Origin of the sequence: Rhizobium sp. SSA_523 (assembly GCF_030435705.1) — a bacterium.
In the GTDB taxonomy this organism is placed as follows: Bacteria; Pseudomonadota; Alphaproteobacteria; order Rhizobiales; family Rhizobiaceae; genus Neorhizobium.
In genome coordinates this window covers 531935-548483 of record NZ_CP129382.1, presented here as the reverse complement: position 1 = coordinate 548483, position 16549 = coordinate 531935, and the positions used below count along the sequence as shown (strand labels likewise).

The window sequence follows — 16549 nt, the reverse complement described above, 5'->3', positions numbered from 1 at the left end:
CAGCGCAGATTTTCACATCCAGCCGAAGCCGGCCGACAGGCCAGGCCCTTGGCGGCTCTTGCCGGTTGCAGGGCTTGCGACTGCAGCTGCGCGCCGGACCCGTCGCGAAATCGCCCCAGCCATGGTGTCAATGGTGATCCGGCAGACCCCCGGTTCAACCCATCCCACTCACCGAGACCTAATGTAAAATGGATTTGCAGGCGAAGGAACGAGAAATGTCCGAACGGACGTGCGGCGGCGACGGCCACCGGGAAGATATCCACTGGCCCTCGCTCTTTGCCGCCATTTCGGCCATCAGCGCGGTCGGGATCGCCATCGGTCTCGGCCTGCCGCTGCTCAGCATCATTCTCGAAAAGCGGGGCATATCCTCCACGCTGATCGGCCTGAATTCCGCCATGGCCGGGGTGGCCGCGATGATCGCCGCGCCGATCACCACCAGGCTTGCGCATTCCTTCGGCGTCGCGCGCACCATGCTCTGGGCCGTGGTGATCTCCGCCATCAGCGCCCTCGGCTTCTATTACGCGAGCGAGTTCTGGATGTGGTTCCCGTTGCGGTTCGCCTTCCACGGGGCGACCACGACACTCTTCATCCTCTCCGAATTCTGGATCAATGCCGCAGCGCCTCCGCGACGCCGCGGGCTTGTGCTCGGCATCTATGCAACGGTGCTCGCCGTCGGTTTCGCCATGGGACCGCTGATCTTCTCGGCCATCGGCAGCGAGGGCATCCTGCCCTTCCTCATCGGTGCCGCCGCCATCCTGCTGGCCTTTGTGCCGATCTATATAGCGCGCGACGAGAATCCGGTGCTGGATGAGAAGCCGCAGAAACATTTCCTGCGCTATGTGTATCTGGTGCCGACAGCCACGGCGGCCGTCTTCGTTTTCGGCGCCGTCGAAGCGGGCGGCCTGTCGCTCTTTCCGGTCTATGCCAATCGCGCCGGGTTGAACGAATCGCATGCGGCACTGCTGCTGACCGTCATGGGCCTTGGCAACATGGTCTTCCAGATCCCCTTCGGCATGATTTCCGATCGCCTCAAGGATCGCCGTCCCATGCTGTTCATGATGGCCGTGGCGGGCCTGGCAGGGGCTCTGGCGCTTCCCTATCTCATCGAGCACTGGTGGCTGATGGCCGGCCTGCTTCTCGTCTGGGGCGGCTGCGTGTCCGGCCTGTATACGGTGGGGCTGGCGCATCTCGGCTCGCGGCTGACCGGATCAGACCTGGCGGCGGCCAACGCGGCCTTCGTCTTCTGCTATGCGATCGGCACGGTCGCCGGGCCTCAGGCCATCGGCGCGGCCATCGATATCACCGGAAATAACGGCTTTGCCTATGCCCTGGCCGGCTTCTTCGCGCTTTATGTGCTGATATCCATCGGCCGATTGCTTTTCGGCCGCAATCGGGCTTGACTTTTCGGGCGCGATTTGTAGTTTCGCGCCAGATTTCGCCGTGGACAGCGCTCAGGCATTCCCCGGCTTGATTTTTATTTAAAGGCAGGAAGACCATGGCGAAAGCTACGACCATCAAGATCAAGCTGCTGTCGACGGCCGATACCGGTTTCTTCTACGTCACGACGAAGAACAGCCGTACGATGACGGACAAGATGACGAAGACCAAGTACGACCCCGTCGCGCGCAAGCACGTCGAGTTCAAGGAAACCAAGATCAAGTAAGCTTGACCTTGTTCCAGTCAAAGGCGCGGTGCCGCAGGGTTCCGCGCCTTTTTTATTGCCCGCCGCCTTCTTGCCCGCCGCCTTCTCTCCCGCCGGCCCTTACCCGCTATCCGTGCCTGCCCCTCATTCCCGGGTTTTTTGCTGCTCCTCCTCGCTCGCCTGTGGAAGGACTTCGACACGGCAAGCAAGTTAAACGCGCAGCGCGTGACAGCCCCAGCCAGAATCCACGGCGCGAGACAGCGCCGCCGGGATCAGCGGCGCAATGCGGCCTTGCTCCGAAGGACCGGCTGACGATCAGCCGCCCCGGAACTTAAGGCTTACCTTCAATGATGAGAGCGTTTGTGCGGAGCCCCAAAAGGGGGTCGGCCAGCATGCAGGGCGGTACGAGGAACCGCTGATTTGCACGCCGGCCGACCGACCCCACGACCCAGGAGATGCGGCGGACCTGAGCATCATGGGGTATAGCGCGCTCCCGAAGGAGCAAAACCCGATGTCGCTAAACTCGCGTAAAACCTTCCGAAAATCAACCTAATCTTAACGCAACACACAATTCTCGGTACTCATGGTTAAAATTGAAAGCTCCATAACTGTGGCAACCTCAAGTCACAATGTGGAATTTCTTACATTTCAACCCAAAAATACGAGCTTCTCTCGCATCCCAACCAGTTTAAACAGCAGCGGCGTGGTCGGGTCGCAAGCTTGCCGGTAACGGTTATGGTCGCGCTTGCCTTGCCTCGCCTCGCACTGCGCCGAACTATAGGGTCAAAAGAGTGACGTCGTCATGACCAATACCAAATAGCTATGGTAGAACGCAGCTAAGTCGGGTTGCAGACCTTCCGACTGGAACACACTCGCCCGAATGCTCAGCAAGGCACGACAAGATCGAGTAAGGCGGCGAATCGCCAGGCGGCAGGTAAAGTCCGGCACCGATTTTGCGGGATGCAGCAGCACAGATGAACGTCCGGCTGGACCGTTCGCATCGGCTGACCGACACGCCACCGACGCGCGCTGGGCCGGACTTTATGCCGCCGATGCCACGACGCGATTGCGGCCGGAATTCTTGGCCTGGTAGAGCGCGCGGTCGGCATGTTTCATCAGCTGTTCCGGCGTATCGATGGCGCCGCTATTGCTGGCCAGCCCGATCGAGGCGGTGATGGTCAGGCTATGGCCCGTGCCCGGCAGTTGGAAGGGCACCGATTCGATCATGCTTCTCAGGCGTTCGGCAATCGCTGCGGCCGACACGCTGTCCGTATCCGGCATGACCAGCACGAATTCCTCGCCGCCATACCGGCAGGCCAGGTCTGCGCCGCGCACGGTCGCACGGATGCGGCGCGCGAACTCCTTCAGAACTTCGTCACCGATGTCATGTCCATAAGTGTCGTTGACCTGTTTGAACCGGTCGATATCGGTGATGCAGACCGAAAGCGGGCGGCCCCTCGCCGCGGCACGGTTGAACAAGGTCTTCAAGTGGTTGTCGAGATAGCGCCGATTGTTCAGCCCGGTCAGCCCGTCGGTCACAGCAAGCTCGATCGTCTGGCGCACGCTGGAGCGCAGGCGATCGTTGAAGCGCTTGCGCTTGATCTGGGTCAGGGTCCGGGCGACCAGCTCGTTCGGGTCCAGCGGGCGCACGATGTAATCATTGACGCCGAGATCCAGCGCGCGGACAATCATCTCCTCGTCGCCGGTCTCCGTCACCAGCAATAGCGGCAGAAAACGCGTCCGTTCGAGCGAGCGCAGCTGCGAACACAGGCGAAGCGGATCGTAATCTTCGCCATTGCCGCTGATGATCACCAGGTCGAAGGGGTTTTCCGCTGCTTCGAAGACGCCGGCCTGCGGATCGGACAAGGCCGTGACCTCAGCAACCGGCTTGAGGCCTTTGATGATTCGCTCCTGCGAACTGGCGCGCCCATCGATCAGCAGGACTTGGCCGGCGGCGTCGAGATTGTCCATCCGCAGATAGTCCTCGAAGCCGATATTACGGGCCGTTTCGGCGCGGATGCGCAATTCGTCGCTGAGGGTCTTCAGCCGCACCAGGCTTTTGACGCGGGATACGAGCTGCAGGTCATTCACCGGCTTGGTGAGGAAATCGTCGGCACCGGCCTTCAGGCCGCGCACGCGATCGGTCGGCTGGTCCAGCGCCGTCACCATGATCACCGGGATATGGGAGGTCTTGGGATCGGATTTCAGCCTTTCGCAGACCTCGAAACCGTCCATGCCCGGCATCATGATATCGAGCAGAATGATATCCACATGGGTATTGGCAACGATATCGAGGGCCTTGAACCCGTCCTCGGCGGTCAGCACGTCGAAATATTCCGCCAGAAGCCGCGCTTCCAGCAATTTCACATTGGCGGGAATGTCATCGACGACGAGGATCCGTGCGGTCATCGCTTATCGCCTTCCCTCACGCGTCACCGAGATAGGTCTTAATGGTTTCGATGAATTTCGGCACGGAGATCGGCTTCGAGACATAGGCCTCACATCCGCCCTGGCGGATCCGCTCCTCATCGCCCTTCATCGCGAAGGCGGTGACGGCAACAACCGGGATCATGTGCAGCTCGTCATCTTCCTTCAGCCATTTGGTCACTTCGAGCCCGGATACTTCGGGAAGCTGAATATCCATCAGGATGAGATCGGGCCGGTGCTGCCGCGCCAGATCCAGCGCCTCCATTCCATTTCGGGTCTGGATTGTGCTATAGCCGGATGCCTCGATCAGATCGCGGAAGAGCTTCATGTTGAGCTCATTGTCTTCAACAATCATCACCCTCTTGGGCATAAGCACATCCTTAAAATCCGGCGTTGCACGCCTGTCATGCATATATAGGCTTGCAAGGGGCCGATTTCATCATCAGCTTCGGCGAGACTAGAGCGATTTGGTTGAGGAAAAGGAAATTTATTACCGCATGTCCGCAGATCCTGGAAAAACGCAAAATCTGGCTGCCCCGGACGAAACCGCGGCGGCTATCCTGCAATGGCTTGCCAGCGAGCCGGACATGCTGGGCCGCTTCCTGGCGCTGTCCGGCGTCCAGCCCGGCCAGATGCGGGCAGCCATGCAGGATCCGGGTTTCCTGGCGGGCATGGTCGATTTCGTCATGGCGCATGAGCCGACGCTGATGAGCTTTTGCGAAGCGAGCCAGTGGCAGCCGGAGGCCGTTGTGCGGGCCTGGCATCATTATTCGGGGCCGGGCCTCGATTCGGGGCAGTACTGATGAGCGAGATAATCGATCTGGATCACGTCCGGCTGACGGACCGCCCGCTGGTCGTCTGCGATGTGGACGATGTTGTTCTCGAATTCATGATGCCCTTCGAGCAGTTTCTCGTCAGCCTTGGGCATAGGCTGGAGCCCCGCTCCTACCGCCTGCATGGCAATATCCTCTCGACGATCGACCAGCAGCCGCTGGCGGACACGCTCGTATCGCAACTGGTTCTCGATTTCTTCGAGGCCCAGGAACAGTGGCAGACGCCGTTCGGCGATGCCGTTTCCAGCCTGAAATCGCTGGGTGCAGAGGCCGATGTGGTGTTTCTCACCGCCATGCCGCCGCGCTACACGCAGATGCGCCGGCGCCTGCTGGACCAGTTGGAGCTGACCTTTCCCCTTCTGGCGACGGAAACGCCGAAGGGGCCGGTGATCCGCCGGATGCATGGTGAGCGCGACCTGCCGCTGGCCTTCATCGACGACATGGTGCACAACCATGTTTCGGTGGGCGATAGTATGCCGAACTGCCTGCTGGTGCATCTGATGCCGCAGCGGGAGATCCACAAACATGCGCCCAAGCCGGGGCCGCACGTGGTGCAGGTGACGGATTGGCGCAATGCCGAGGACAAGGTGCGCGCGCATTTCAACCAGGCGCTCGACCGGCAGGGCAGCGGCAGCGGCGCGGATTGATCCTCTACGGATCTCTCCGGGACAGGCCTGCTTGCCACGCCGTCAGACCAGGATTATGGTGCGGATGTTCAACCTTTGTTCTGCGCCATGACCCATCTCGCCGCCCATGATCCCGGCTTTTGTCGCGATTGCCTGACCGGACAGCCGGACGGGCGGCGGCGTTGCCGCTCCTGCGGCAGTCCGCGGCTCCTCTATCACCGCGAGCTTTACGACCTGTCCATTGCCCATATCGATTGCGACGCCTTCTATGCCTCGGTGGAGAAGCGCGACAATCCGGATCTTGCCGACAAGCCGGTCATTATCGGCGGCGGAAAGCGCGGCGTCGTCTCGACCGCCTGCTATATTGCCCGCATCAGCGGCGTCCGCTCCGCCATGCCCATGTTCAAGGCCCTGGAAGCCTGTCCGGATGCCGTGGTGATCCGTCCGGACATGGAGAAATATGTCTCGGTGGGGCGGCAGGTGCGCCGGCTGTTCGAAGAGCTGACGCCGCTTGTTCAGCCGATCTCCATCGATGAAGCCTTTCTCGATCTCAACGGCACGCAGAGGCTTCACCATGATCCGCCGGCGCGCATTCTGGCGAGGCTCGTTCGGCGGGTCGAAGAGGAGATCGGCATCACGCTCTCCGTTGGCCTCTCCTATTGCAAATTCCTGGCGAAAGTGGCGTCGGACCTGCAAAAGCCGCGCGGCTTTTCGGTAATCGGTCGCGAGGAGGCACTGGCCTTCCTTGCCGACAAGCCGGTCACCATCATCTGGGGCGTGGGAAAGAGCTTTGCGGCGACCCTGAATGCCGACGGCATCCGCACCATCGGGCAGTTGCAGATGATGGAGGAAGGCGCATTGATGCGCCGCTACGGCGTGATGGGGCAGCGGCTGTTCCGCCTGGCCCGCGGGATCGACGACCGCAGCGTCCATCCGAACGAGGCCGCCAAGAGCGTCTCGGCAGAAACGACCTTCTTCGCCGATTTTGCCCGCTTTGAGGATCTGGTGCCCATCCTGCGGCATTTATCGGAAAAAGTCTCGGCCCGGCTGAAGAAGCAGGCGATTGCCGGCCAGACTGTCGTCCTGAAGTTGAAGACGGCGGATTTCAAAAGCCGAACGCGCAATCGAAGGCTGGACGACCCGACGCAGCTGGCCGACCGGATCTTCCGGACCGGCCTCAACCTCCTCGAGAAGGAAACCGACGGCACGCGCTTCCGGCTGATCGGCATCGGGGTCAGCGATCTTACCGATCCGGCTCGCGCCGATCCGCCCGACCTTGTCAACCCGCAGGCAGGGCGCAGGGCTGCCGCCGAGGCCGCCATGGATCGGCTGCGGGACAAGTTCGGCAAGACAGCCGTCGAGACCGGTTTCACCTTCGATCGCCCCAGAGGCCGGGGGTGAGGCCCGCAGGCCGGGCCTCCTGGATTTATCCTCAGCTTTCGGACGGGCAGAACCGACTGTGTTCACAGTCAAAAAATGCTGCCCAGCTCTGAATTCTGCCATGCTTCAAATCCCGATTCGCTTTGACCCTAAGCCTTCCTTAAGTTCGCTCTGCTAATGTGTGGGCCTGGTTTTGCGTCAAGGGTAGCTCAGTCATGTTCAAGCGTGCGGCGATCGTTTTCACTCTCGTATTGCATGGTGCGACAACGGGCGCCGCTGCCGAGGACAAGCGAAGCCTGCAGATCCTGGTGTCCAAGGACACGCAGTCGCTGACCGTCTATGACGGCGGCAGGGCGATTGCCTCCTCCCGCGTTTCGACCGGAAAGCCCGGCCACGACACGCCAACGGGCATATTCTCGATCCTCGAAAAGCGCAAATATCACGAATCGAATATCTATTCGAACGCCCCCATGCCGTGGATGCAGCGTCTCACCTGGTCGGGCATCGCGCTGCACGAATCCGGCAGTGTGCCACGCTATCCCGCCTCGCATGGTTGCGTGCGCCTGCCGGCCGATTTTGCCAAATCACTTTACAAGATGACGGCGCGCGGCATTCACGTGATCATTTCCGATCGGCCCGTAATGCCGGAACCGATCACGCATGCAAGCCTCTTTGCGCCGCCGGCGCAAAGGCCCGCCGGTGACGTTCTGTCCGATGCAAGTCTTCGCCCCTCCTCCGCCGATCCCTCGATCCGGCATGTCGAGGTGGCAATGAACATGCCGCACCCGCCGCTGCCGCTTGCCTTGCCGAAAGCCGATACGGCGACGGCGGCCGATGAGCCGGAGCCGCTGCGCATTCTCATCACCCGGCGCAGCGAGCGCGACCGGGTGGCCGATGTCCAGGCCATGCTGACGGAACTCGGCTTCGATGCCGGAGCGGCCGATGGCCTTGCAGGCGACATGACCCGCGGTGCCATTACGGCCTATAAGCGCTGGAAGGGCCTGCCGCTGAACGGTCCCCTGCTCGACGACGCCTTCCTCTCCGCCCTCTATGCCTCCACCGGCCGCGCCGCGCCGCCCGCCGGCCAATTGCTGGTGCGCCAGGGATTCCAGCCGGTCCTGTCGGAGCCGGTCGGAATCGCCGATCCGGAGGTAGCGCTCGGGACGTTTTTCTTCACCGTCACCAGGATGGACCGCGACCGCGGCACCGCCGCCTGGCAGGGCCTGCGTCTCGAGGATGATCTGCCGCAAGCCACGCGCAAGCGGCTCGGCATCACCCGGATGACCGCCGGCCTCGAAGAACCGGGCAGCAGCGCCGGAGACCGCACCGCCATGCAGGCCGTGACCATGAAGGCCGTGCTCGACCGCATCCATGTGCCTGCCGCGCTGCGGGCGCGGCTAAGCGAGATGATGTCGACCGGCACCTCGCTGACGATCACCGATGCCGGCCCCGGCCTGGAAACCACCAAGGGCACCGATTTCATCACCGTCACCCATTCGACGCCACGGCGCGCCTCGAAGACCTGACGCGGATCCGAGAGAAGGTCGAGACTCGCGTTAGACGAGTTCGACATCCAGAACGCCCGGCGCGGCACGCAGGGCAGCGGCCACTTCCGGAGAAATGCGGAACCTGTCGGTCAGTTCAACCTCGATCTCGCGGCGGCCGTCATCCTTGATGACCACGAAGGAGACGACGCCGTCGCCGCGGGCATTCAGATGCCGCGCCACAGTTTTCAGCGGGCCGGAATCGCGGATGAAGACGCGCAGCGCCTTTTGCATCTGGACCGATTTCTCCTCCAGCGACTGAACCGTCTGGATGCGCAGACCGATTCCTTCCGGCCGCTCATCGGCCTGCACCGTGATCACCAGCGATTTTCCCGGCTCCAGAAGATCGCGATACTGGTTGAGCGCCTCGGAAAACAGGATGGCTTCGAACTGGCCGGTCGCATCGGAGAAGGTGACAATGCCCATCTTGTTGCCGGTGCGCGTCTTGCGCTCCTGCTTGGAGGTCACGGTTCCGGCCAGGCGTCCGGCGCTCGCGCCGGCCTTCACCGCCGCGGAGAATTCCGCATAATTCTGCACCCGCATCTTGGCGAGGACGTCCTTGTAGGTATCCAGGGGATGGGCCGAGAGATAAAAGCCCAGCACCTGATATTCCCGCATCAGCTTTTCCGACGCCGTCCAGGGATCGAAGGCGGGAAGAATGAGCTTTTCCGGACCTGCGGCCGAAGAGGAACCGAACATGTCGTGCTGGCCGCTGGTCTTGCCTTCGGCCGCGCGTTGCGCATAGCCGATGATGCGGTCGAGCCCGGCGATCATCTCCGCCCGGTCGCGGCCGAAACAATCAAAGGCGCCGGCGAAGATGAGACTTTCCAGAACACGGCGATTGACCTGTTTCGGATCGATGCGCAGGCAGAAATCCTCGATGCCGGCAAAGGGCGTCTCGCCCCGCACCGCCACGATATGCTCGACGGCGGATTCGCCCACGCCCTTGATGGCGGCCAGCGAATAGAAGATGCAATTGTCGCCGGTCTCGAATTTGCGGAAGGAGGTCTGGATCGACGGCGGTACCACCTTGATGCCCAGCCGCGCCGCATCCTGCCGAAAATCGTTCAGCTTGTCGGTATTGGCCATATCATAGGTCATAGACGCGGCGAGAAACTCGACCGGGTAATGCGCCTTCATATAGGCCGTCTGGTAGGAGACGATGGCATAGGCGGCGGCATGGCTCTTGTTGAAGCCGTAATTGGCAAACTTGGCCAGGAGGTCGAAGATCAGATCGGCCTGCGGCTTCGAAACCTCGTTCTGGATGGCGCCGTCGACGAAACGCGCCCGCTGCTTGTCCATCTCCTCCTTGATCTTCTTGCCCATGGCGCGGCGCAGGAGGTCGGCCTCGCCCAGCGAATAGCCGGACAGGACCTGGGCGATCTGCATGACCTGCTCCTGATAGACGATGACGCCTTGCGTTTCCTTCAGCAGGTAATCGATCTTCGGATGGATGGATTCAAGCTCCTCCTCCCCGTGCTTGCGCGCATTATAGACCGGGATATTCTCCATCGGGCCGGGGCGATAGAGCGCCACAAGCGCGATGATATCCTCGATACAGTCCGGCCGCATGCCCAGCAGCGCCTTGCGCATGCCGACGCTTTCCACCTGGAAGACCCCGATCGTCTCGCCGCGCGACAGCATGTCATAGGTCTTCTGGTCGTCGAGCGGGATCGTTGCCAGATCGATCTGGATATTGCGCTTGGCAACGAAATCCACCGCGGTCTTCAACACCGTCAGCGTCTTCAGGCCGAGAAAGTCGAATTTGACGAGACCCGCCTGCTCCACCCATTTCATGTTGAACTGGGTCACCGGCATATCGGAGCGCGGATCGCGATACATCGGGACAAGCTTCGACAGCGGACGGTCACCGATGACGATGCCGGCCGCATGCGTCGAGGCGTGGCGATAAAGACCCTCGATCTTTTGGGCGATATCGAGAAGGCGGGCGACGACCGGTTCGCGCTCGGCCTCCTCCTGGAGTTTCGGCTCCTCCTCGATGGCCTTGGACAAAGGCGTGGGATTGGCCGGATTGTTGGGCACCAGCTTGCAGATCTTGTCCACCTGGCCATAGGGCATTTCGAGCACCCGGCCGACATCCCGCAGGGCAGCGCGCGCCTGCAGCGAGCCGAAGGTGATGATCTGCGCCACCTGCTCGCGCCCATATTTCTGCTGGACGTAACGGATCACCTCTTCGCGGCGATCCTGGCAGAAATCGATATCGAAATCCGGCATGGAGACGCGTTCGGGATTGAGGAAGCGCTCGAAGAGCAGCGAGAAGCGCAGCGGATCGACATCGGTAATGGTCAGCGCATAGGCCACCAGCGATCCCGCGCCCGATCCGCGGCCCGGGCCAACGGGAATATCCTGGATCTTGGCCCATTTGATGAAGTCGGCAACGATGAGGAAGTAGCCGGGAAACTTCATCCGCTCGATGACCGACAGTTCGAAATCGAGGCGATCGCGATAGTCCTGCTCGGTATAGCCATCGGCCATGCCGAGCGCCGCAAGCCGCTGCTCGAGGCCTTCCACCGACTGGCGGCGCAGTTCCGCCGCCTCGGCCCGCTCCGCCTCCTCCTGATCGTCCGTTGCTCCGGTGAAGCGCGGCAGGATGGGCTTGCGGGTCTTCAGGATGAAGCTGCAGCGGCGGGCGATCTCCACCGTATTGTCGAGGGCCTCCGGCAGATCGGCGAAGAGTTTCGCCATGTCAGCCCGGCTCTTCAGATAGTGGTCGGGCGTCAGGCGGAACCGGCTGTCATCGGAGACAATGGCATTATGCGCCACCGCCATCAGCGCGTCATGCGCGTCATATTCGTCCCTGGTGGGAAAGAAGGCCTCATTGGTCGCCACAAGCGGCAGATCGTGTTCGTAAGCGAGTTCGATCAGCTTGCGTTCATGGCGGCGGTCATAGCGCCCGTGCCGCTGCAATTCGACATAGAGCCGGTCGCCGAAGATCGCCTTCAACCGCAGCAGACGCTGGACGGCCTGGGCCTGGTGGCCTTCCTTCAGCAGGGGGTCGATCGGGCCGGAATTGAAGCCGGTCAGCGCAATAATGCCTTCGGCGCCGCCTTCCTCCAGCCAGGACATGCAGATATGCACCGACTGGTGATTGCCCTCGCCCCCCAGATAAGCGCGGCTGACGAGATCCACCAGGCGCTCATAACCCTGCGGATTCGTGGCGAGGAGAATAAGCGCCGGCAATTTCACGAAAGCCGCGGCATTGCCACGCTTCTCCTCGCCCTGATCCTGCATGTCGATGGCCATTTGGCAGCCGATGATCGGCTGAACACCCTCATCCATCGCCTTTTGCGAGAATTCCAGCGCCACGAAGAGATTATTGGTATCGGTGATGGCAATGGCCGGCTGCCCGTCGGCCGAAGCCTTTGCCAGGATCTTCTTGAGCGGCAGGGCGCCTTCCAGCAGCGAATAGGCGGAATGCACGCGCAAATGGACGAAGCCGGGCGTCGCATCCGGCTTGGCAGTGTCCTCCGCCGCGCCTGCCGCCAACCTGATGTCGATCATATCTGCCATGTCACCGCCGCCTTTCAGACTCGGACCTATTTTCGGGCAGTGCGACCGCGAAGTCCAGCCGATGCATCACCGGCGGGACCGAAAGCTGTGAAGATCCGGCGCGATCCGGGCTCAATCAGAAGGCAGAGCAGGATGTCAGGCGCCGAGGAACGGATCTGTCGTCAAAACCGGCCCGGGCGTTTACGCGACAGGCCGACAATCGGGCTCTTAGAGAGCCATCATCAGGACGCCAATGCTGGCGACGAAGGTCATGATCGAAGCGAAGGCGGCTACGTCGCGAATGATATCGGTCATCTGCTTTCTCCTTTTCCCTTTATGTTTTTATTTTGTTCCATTTCTGTTCTGGCGTCAAGAACAAGAACGAAAGCAGAACGATTTTGTTTAACGAGGTGTTACGGGCTGACCCTGCCTCCGCCTTTCCGCAAGGCGGGGTCTGTCGTCACGGTGGCTGTCGTGGTGAGACCAGACCGCTCCACCACCATCCTCGGGTTGGGCCGAAGGATGGTGGTGTGGGCGGAGGTGGGTGGCGCCAGAGGAGACGGCTTGGGTGGGGGCGGGTGGCGCCATAGGAGACGGCGCGGGTGCGGACCGGTGCTGCAAAAAGAGGCGGCGTTGCTGTTTGCGGAAAGGGCGGTGCGCTTGGGATCGAGGCCGGAGCCTCTCTCCCCTCATCCTCGGGTCTGACCCGAGGATCTGCGGAACAGGGAATGTCCACGAGAGACGGTGGGGTCTCCAGAGGAGGATCGCGGATCAGAAATCGCGGATCTTGCCGCCTTCGATCGTTACCCGGCGGTCCATGCGGGCTGCGAGATCGTGGTTATGCGTGGCGATCAGCGCTGCCAGGCCAGACTGGCGCACCAGCGCCTCCAGAGCATCGAAGACATAGGACGCGGTTTCCGGATCGAGATTGCCGGTCGGCTCGTCGGCCAGAAGCAGAAGCGGCGCATTGGCCACCGCGCGCGCAATGGCGACGCGCTGCTGCTCACCCCCCGAAAGCTCGGCCGGACGGTGGCTGGCGCGATGGCCGATGCGCATGTAATCGAGCAGCTGCGCCGCCCGCTCCGCCGCTTCCTTCTTGGCAAGCCCGCCGATCAGCTGCGGCATCATGATGTTTTCCAGCGCCGTGAATTCCGGCAGCAGGTGGTGGAACTGGTAGACGAAGCCGATATCGCCGCGGCGAATGGCCGTGCGCCGCTCGTCGGGCAATCCGCCGCAGGCTTCGCCATCAATATAGATTTCGCCGGAATCGGGATGTTCGAGCAGGCCGGCCAGATGCAGCAGCGTCGACTTGCCGGTGCCGGAGGGCGCCACGAGCGCAACGATTTCGCCGGCATGCAGCTCGAGATCGGCGCCCTTGAGGATCGACAGGACGGTGTCGCCCTGGCCGTAATGACGGTCGACACCGGCAAGCTTCAGGATGGTTCTACGGGGCATGAGCGAGTCGCGATCCTATTCGTAACGCAGAGCCTGAACCGGATCGAGCCGCGAGGCCCGCCAGGCGGGAAAGATGGTGGCCAGGAAAGACAGGGTCAGCGCCATCAGCACCACCGAGGCGGTTTCGCTGACGCTCATTTCCGCCGGAAGCTGGCTCAGGAAATAAAGCTCCGGATCGAACAGCACCGTGCCCGAGACCCAGGAAAAGAACTGCCGGATCGATTCGATGTTCAGGCAGACGACGACGCCCAGCACCACGCCGGCAAACGTGCCGACAATGCCGATCGCAGCACCCGTCATGAAGAAGATGCGCATGATGGCGCCGGAGGAAGCCCCCATGGTGCGCAGGATCGCAATATCGCTGCCCTTGTCCTTCACCAGCATGATCAGGCCGGAAATGATGTTGAGCGCCGCCACGAGGACGATCAGCGTCAGAATCATGAACATGACATTACGCTCCACCTGCAGGGCGGAGAAGAAGGTCTGGTTGCGCTGCCGCCAGTCGCTGACAAAGATCTGACGTCCGGCCGCCGCTTCGATCTGCGGCCGCATCTCGTCCACATGATCGGGATCGGTCAGAAAGAGTTCGATGGACTGCACGATGCCATCGGCGTTGAAATAGGCCTGGGCCTCCGCCAGCGGCATATAGATCATGGATGCATCATATTCCGACATGCCGACTTCGAATATGCCGGAGAGGCGATAGGACTTCACCCGCGGCGTCGTGCCCATCGGCGTCACGTCGCCCTCGGGCGACACGAGCGTGATCTGGTCGCCGGCGCCGAGGCCGAGCGACGCGGCCAGCCGCGAGCCCACCAGCACGCCATCGCCCGTGGCGAAGCCCGTGAGGTCGCCGGAGCGGATATTGCCCGAGACCTCCTTCAGCTTTTCTAGATCTTCCGTGCGAATGCCGCGCACCAGCGCGCCGGTGCCGGCCCCCTGCTTGCCGGAAGCGAGCGCCTGGCCCTCGACCAGCGGCAAGGCCATGGTGACGCCAGGGACGGCGGCGAATTTCTGCGCCAGCTGGGGATAATCGTTCAGCGGCTGATCGACCGCCTGAACGATCATATGGCCGTTGATCCCGAGGATGCGCGAGATCAGTTCGGTGCGGAAGCCGTTCATCACCGCCATGACGATGATCAGCGTTGCAACCCCCAGCATGATCCCGATGAAGGAGAAACCGGCAATCACGGAGATGAAGGTTTCGCGCCGGCGCGAGCGCAGATACCGCCAGGCCACCATCCGTTCAAAGGCGGAGAAAGCGCCGGCAGAGGGGATCTTGTCCTGCTGCTCGACCGGCTTTTCCGCTGCACCCTTTGCCATAGTCTCTCCTGTCGTCGCCCTGCGGGCATGATGTCATCGGTCCGATGCCGGGCCGCCAGGGCGGCCTCAGGCCATCAGCCGGTTCAGCGCCGCCTCGACCGTCATGGTCTCGCGTGCACCCGTCTTGCGATCCTTGACCTCGACTTCGCCCGTGGCTGCCGAACGCGGTCCGACAATCAGCTGGACCGGAACGCCGATCAGGTCGGCGGTCGCGAATTTCGTGCCGGCCCGGTCGTCCGTATCGTCGTAGAGCACATCCTTGCCGGCCTTGGTGAGGCCGTCATAGAGGCTCTGGCACACCCGGTCGCAGGCTTCGTCACCGGCCTTCATCGTGATGACCATGGCATCGAACGGAGCGACCGAGGCCGGCCAGATGATTCCATTCTCGTCATGCGAGGCTTCGATGATGGCGGGAACAAGGCGTGTCGGGCCAATGCCGTAGGATCCCATGTGGACAAGATGTTCCTTGCCGTCCGGACCCTGCACCTTGGCGCCCATGGGCTCGGAATATTTCGTGCCGAAATAGAAGATATGGCCGACTTCGATGCCACGCGCGGAAAGTCGGTCGCCTTCGGCAATGGCGTTAAAGGCGGCTTCGTCATGCATTTCCGACGTCGCGGCATAGACGGAGGTCCATTTGTCGAACACGGACTGCAGACCCGCCACGTCGTCGAAATTGGTGTCTTCGCCGGGAATGTCGAAATCGATGAAGCTCTTGTGCGAGAAGACCTCCGACTCGCCGGTCTCTGCCAGGATGATGAATTCATGGCTGTGATTGCCGCCGATCGGCCCGGTATCGGCGCGCATGGGGATGGCGCGGACGCCGAGACGCGCGAAGGTGCGCAGATAGGCGACGAACATCTTGTTGTAGGAGTGGATGGCGTCCTCGCGGGTCATGTCGAAGGAATAGGCATCCTTCATCAGGAATTCGCGCGAGCGCATGGTGCCGAAGCGCGGACGGATCTCGTCACGGAACTTCAGCTGAATGTGATAGAGATTGAGCGGCAGGTTCTTGTAGGACCGGACATAGGAACGGAAGATATCCGTGATCATCTCCTCATTTGTCGGACCATAGAGCATCGGCCGGTCCTGACGGTCCTTGATGCGCAGCATTTCCTTGCCATAGGCCTCGTAGCGGCCGCTCTCCTGCCACAGTTCAGCCGATTGCAGCGTCGGCATCAGAAGTTCGATTGCGCCTGCCCTGTCCTGCTCCTCGCGCACGATGGCGCAGACCTTGTCGAGCACCCGCTTGCCGAGCGGCAACCAGGAGTAAATGCCCTGACTCTGCTGGCGGATCATGCCCGCGCGCAGCATGAGCCGGTGGGAAACGATTTCCGCTTCCTTGGGGTTTTCCTTCAGGATGGGCATAAAATAGCGGGACAGACGCATCACGTTTTCCGGGGTTCGAGGCCGCTTCCGCCAGCAGGCGGAGAATCGGCGTGGACGCAGGGGTGTTGGGGAGGCTTCATAGCGGTTTCAACCGTCCAAGGGAACCCGCGCAGGCGGCCAAGCGCCGCACTGTCCACCAGTGGCATCGCCACGAAAACCCGGATTGCGCCATTCGTATGACATGTCGGATAAATTTCGTGTCAACTCGAAAATTTCCACAGGGTGTAGCAAAACTGCCAAATTGGGTAGTGACAAAGCCGAAAGTCTAGGCTAGTTTCGGCTCATAAAAGAGGCAGGGAGTTCAAATTTCTGCCAATCGCGGTCAAGTCTTGGGAGGATCAGATCTTAGGCGCGCTCGCACGCAGCCCCGGCAACGGTTAAGGATCACGCGAAACTTTAAACAAGGCTGCAAGGCCTTGT

12 protein-coding genes are annotated in these 16549 nt (G+C 61.7%); 6 read left to right on the top strand and 6 right to left on the bottom strand.

All coding sequences use genetic code 11. The features are described 5' to 3' along the window. The first annotated feature begins 215 nt into the window (after nt 1-215). A complete protein-coding gene (locus QTJ18_RS10895; protein WP_252751404.1) occupies nt 216-1400 on the top strand; it encodes an MFS transporter in 1185 nt (394 codons plus the stop codon). Between the two features lie 95 nt (nt 1401-1495). Further along, a complete protein-coding gene (gene rpmG / locus QTJ18_RS10890) occupies nt 1496-1663 on the top strand; it encodes a 50S ribosomal protein L33 (RefSeq protein WP_007626161.1) in 168 nt (55 codons plus the stop codon). A gap of 1020 nt (nt 1664-2683) precedes the next feature. Here the strand turns inward: rpmG and QTJ18_RS10885 are convergent. Both QTJ18_RS10885 and QTJ18_RS10880 read right to left on the bottom strand, forming a co-directional pair. After that, the gene (locus QTJ18_RS10885; protein WP_252751405.1) at nt 2684-4051 is read right to left on the bottom strand and encodes a PleD family two-component system response regulator; all 1368 of its coding nucleotides are present in this window, start codon (nt 4049-4051) and stop codon (nt 2684-2686) included. 16 nt (nt 4052-4067) lie between these two features. Then, nucleotides 4068-4439, bottom strand: coding sequence for a response regulator (locus QTJ18_RS10880; protein WP_252751406.1), 372 nt, complete (start codon nt 4437-4439; stop codon nt 4068-4070). A gap of 127 nt (nt 4440-4566) precedes the next feature. Here QTJ18_RS10880 and QTJ18_RS10875 point away from each other — a divergent pair, with 127 nt between their 5' ends. From QTJ18_RS10875 to QTJ18_RS10860, 4 genes are all read left to right on the top strand, one after another. Further along, nucleotides 4567-4872 carry a DUF3572 domain-containing protein gene (locus QTJ18_RS10875; protein ID WP_252751407.1) on the top strand — a complete coding sequence of 102 codons (306 nt, stop codon included), beginning with the start codon at nt 4567-4569 and terminating at the stop codon, nt 4870-4872. Next, nucleotides 4872-5549, top strand: a complete 678-nt coding sequence (locus QTJ18_RS10870) for a hypothetical protein (RefSeq protein WP_252751408.1) — start codon at nt 4872-4874, stop codon at nt 5547-5549. Before QTJ18_RS10875 ends, QTJ18_RS10870 begins: the two co-directional genes overlap by 1 nt. 87 nt (nt 5550-5636) lie before the next feature. After that, nucleotides 5637-6929, top strand: coding sequence for a DNA polymerase IV (locus tag QTJ18_RS10865; protein WP_252751409.1), 1293 nt, complete (start codon nt 5637-5639; stop codon nt 6927-6929). 194 nt (nt 6930-7123) lie between these two features. Continuing rightward, nucleotides 7124-8434 (top strand): L,D-transpeptidase family protein, encoded by a 1311-nt coding sequence (locus QTJ18_RS10860; protein WP_252751410.1) that lies wholly within the window; start codon nt 7124-7126, stop codon nt 8432-8434. 30 nt (nt 8435-8464) lie between these two features. Here QTJ18_RS10860 and dnaE read toward each other — a convergent pair whose 3' ends face one another. From dnaE to proS, 4 genes are all read right to left on the bottom strand, one after another. Continuing rightward, nucleotides 8465-11974 (bottom strand): DNA polymerase III subunit alpha, encoded by a 3510-nt coding sequence (gene dnaE / locus QTJ18_RS10855; protein WP_252751890.1) that lies wholly within the window; start codon nt 11972-11974, stop codon nt 8465-8467. Between the two features lie 759 nt (nt 11975-12733). Further along, nucleotides 12734-13417 (bottom strand): ABC transporter ATP-binding protein, encoded by a 684-nt coding sequence (locus QTJ18_RS10850; RefSeq protein ID WP_252751411.1) that lies wholly within the window; start codon nt 13415-13417, stop codon nt 12734-12736. A 15-nt stretch (nt 13418-13432) separates the two neighbouring features. Continuing rightward, a complete protein-coding gene (locus QTJ18_RS10845) occupies nt 13433-14740 on the bottom strand; it encodes a lipoprotein-releasing ABC transporter permease subunit (protein WP_252751412.1) in 1308 nt (435 codons plus the stop codon). 66 nt (nt 14741-14806) lie between these two features. Continuing rightward, the gene (proS, locus tag QTJ18_RS10840; RefSeq protein WP_252751413.1) at nt 14807-16129 is read right to left on the bottom strand and encodes a proline--tRNA ligase; all 1323 of its coding nucleotides are present in this window, start codon (nt 16127-16129) and stop codon (nt 14807-14809) included. Nucleotides 16130-16549: the final 420 nt, after the last annotated feature.

Excerpts from the sequence above, each read along its gene's own strand:
- QTJ18_RS10895 (WP_252751404.1), top strand. The coding sequence starts at position 216 with ATGTCCGAACGGACGTGCGGCGGCGACGGCCACCGGGAAGATATCCAC.
- rpmG (WP_007626161.1), top strand. The coding sequence starts at position 1,496 with ATGGCGAAAGCTACGACCATCAAGATCAAGCTGCTGTCGACGGCCGAT.
- QTJ18_RS10885 (WP_252751405.1), bottom strand. The coding sequence starts at position 4,051 with ATGACCGCACGGATCCTCGTCGTCGATGACATTCCCGCCAATGTGAAA.
- QTJ18_RS10880 (WP_252751406.1), bottom strand. The coding sequence starts at position 4,439 with ATGCCCAAGAGGGTGATGATTGTTGAAGACAATGAGCTCAACATGAAG.
- QTJ18_RS10875 (WP_252751407.1), top strand. The coding sequence starts at position 4,567 with ATGTCCGCAGATCCTGGAAAAACGCAAAATCTGGCTGCCCCGGACGAA.
- QTJ18_RS10870 (WP_252751408.1), top strand. The coding sequence starts at position 4,872 with ATGAGCGAGATAATCGATCTGGATCACGTCCGGCTGACGGACCGCCCG.
- QTJ18_RS10865 (WP_252751409.1), top strand. The coding sequence starts at position 5,637 with ATGACCCATCTCGCCGCCCATGATCCCGGCTTTTGTCGCGATTGCCTG.
- QTJ18_RS10860 (WP_252751410.1), top strand. The coding sequence starts at position 7,124 with ATGTTCAAGCGTGCGGCGATCGTTTTCACTCTCGTATTGCATGGTGCG.
- dnaE (WP_252751890.1), bottom strand. The coding sequence starts at position 11,974 with ATGATCGACATCAGGTTGGCGGCAGGCGCGGCGGAGGACACTGCCAAG.
- QTJ18_RS10850 (WP_252751411.1), bottom strand. The coding sequence starts at position 13,417 with ATGCCCCGTAGAACCATCCTGAAGCTTGCCGGTGTCGACCGTCATTAC.
- QTJ18_RS10845 (WP_252751412.1), bottom strand. The coding sequence starts at position 14,740 with ATGGCAAAGGGTGCAGCGGAAAAGCCGGTCGAGCAGCAGGACAAGATC.
- proS (WP_252751413.1), bottom strand. The coding sequence starts at position 16,129 with ATGCGTCTGTCCCGCTATTTTATGCCCATCCTGAAGGAAAACCCCAAG.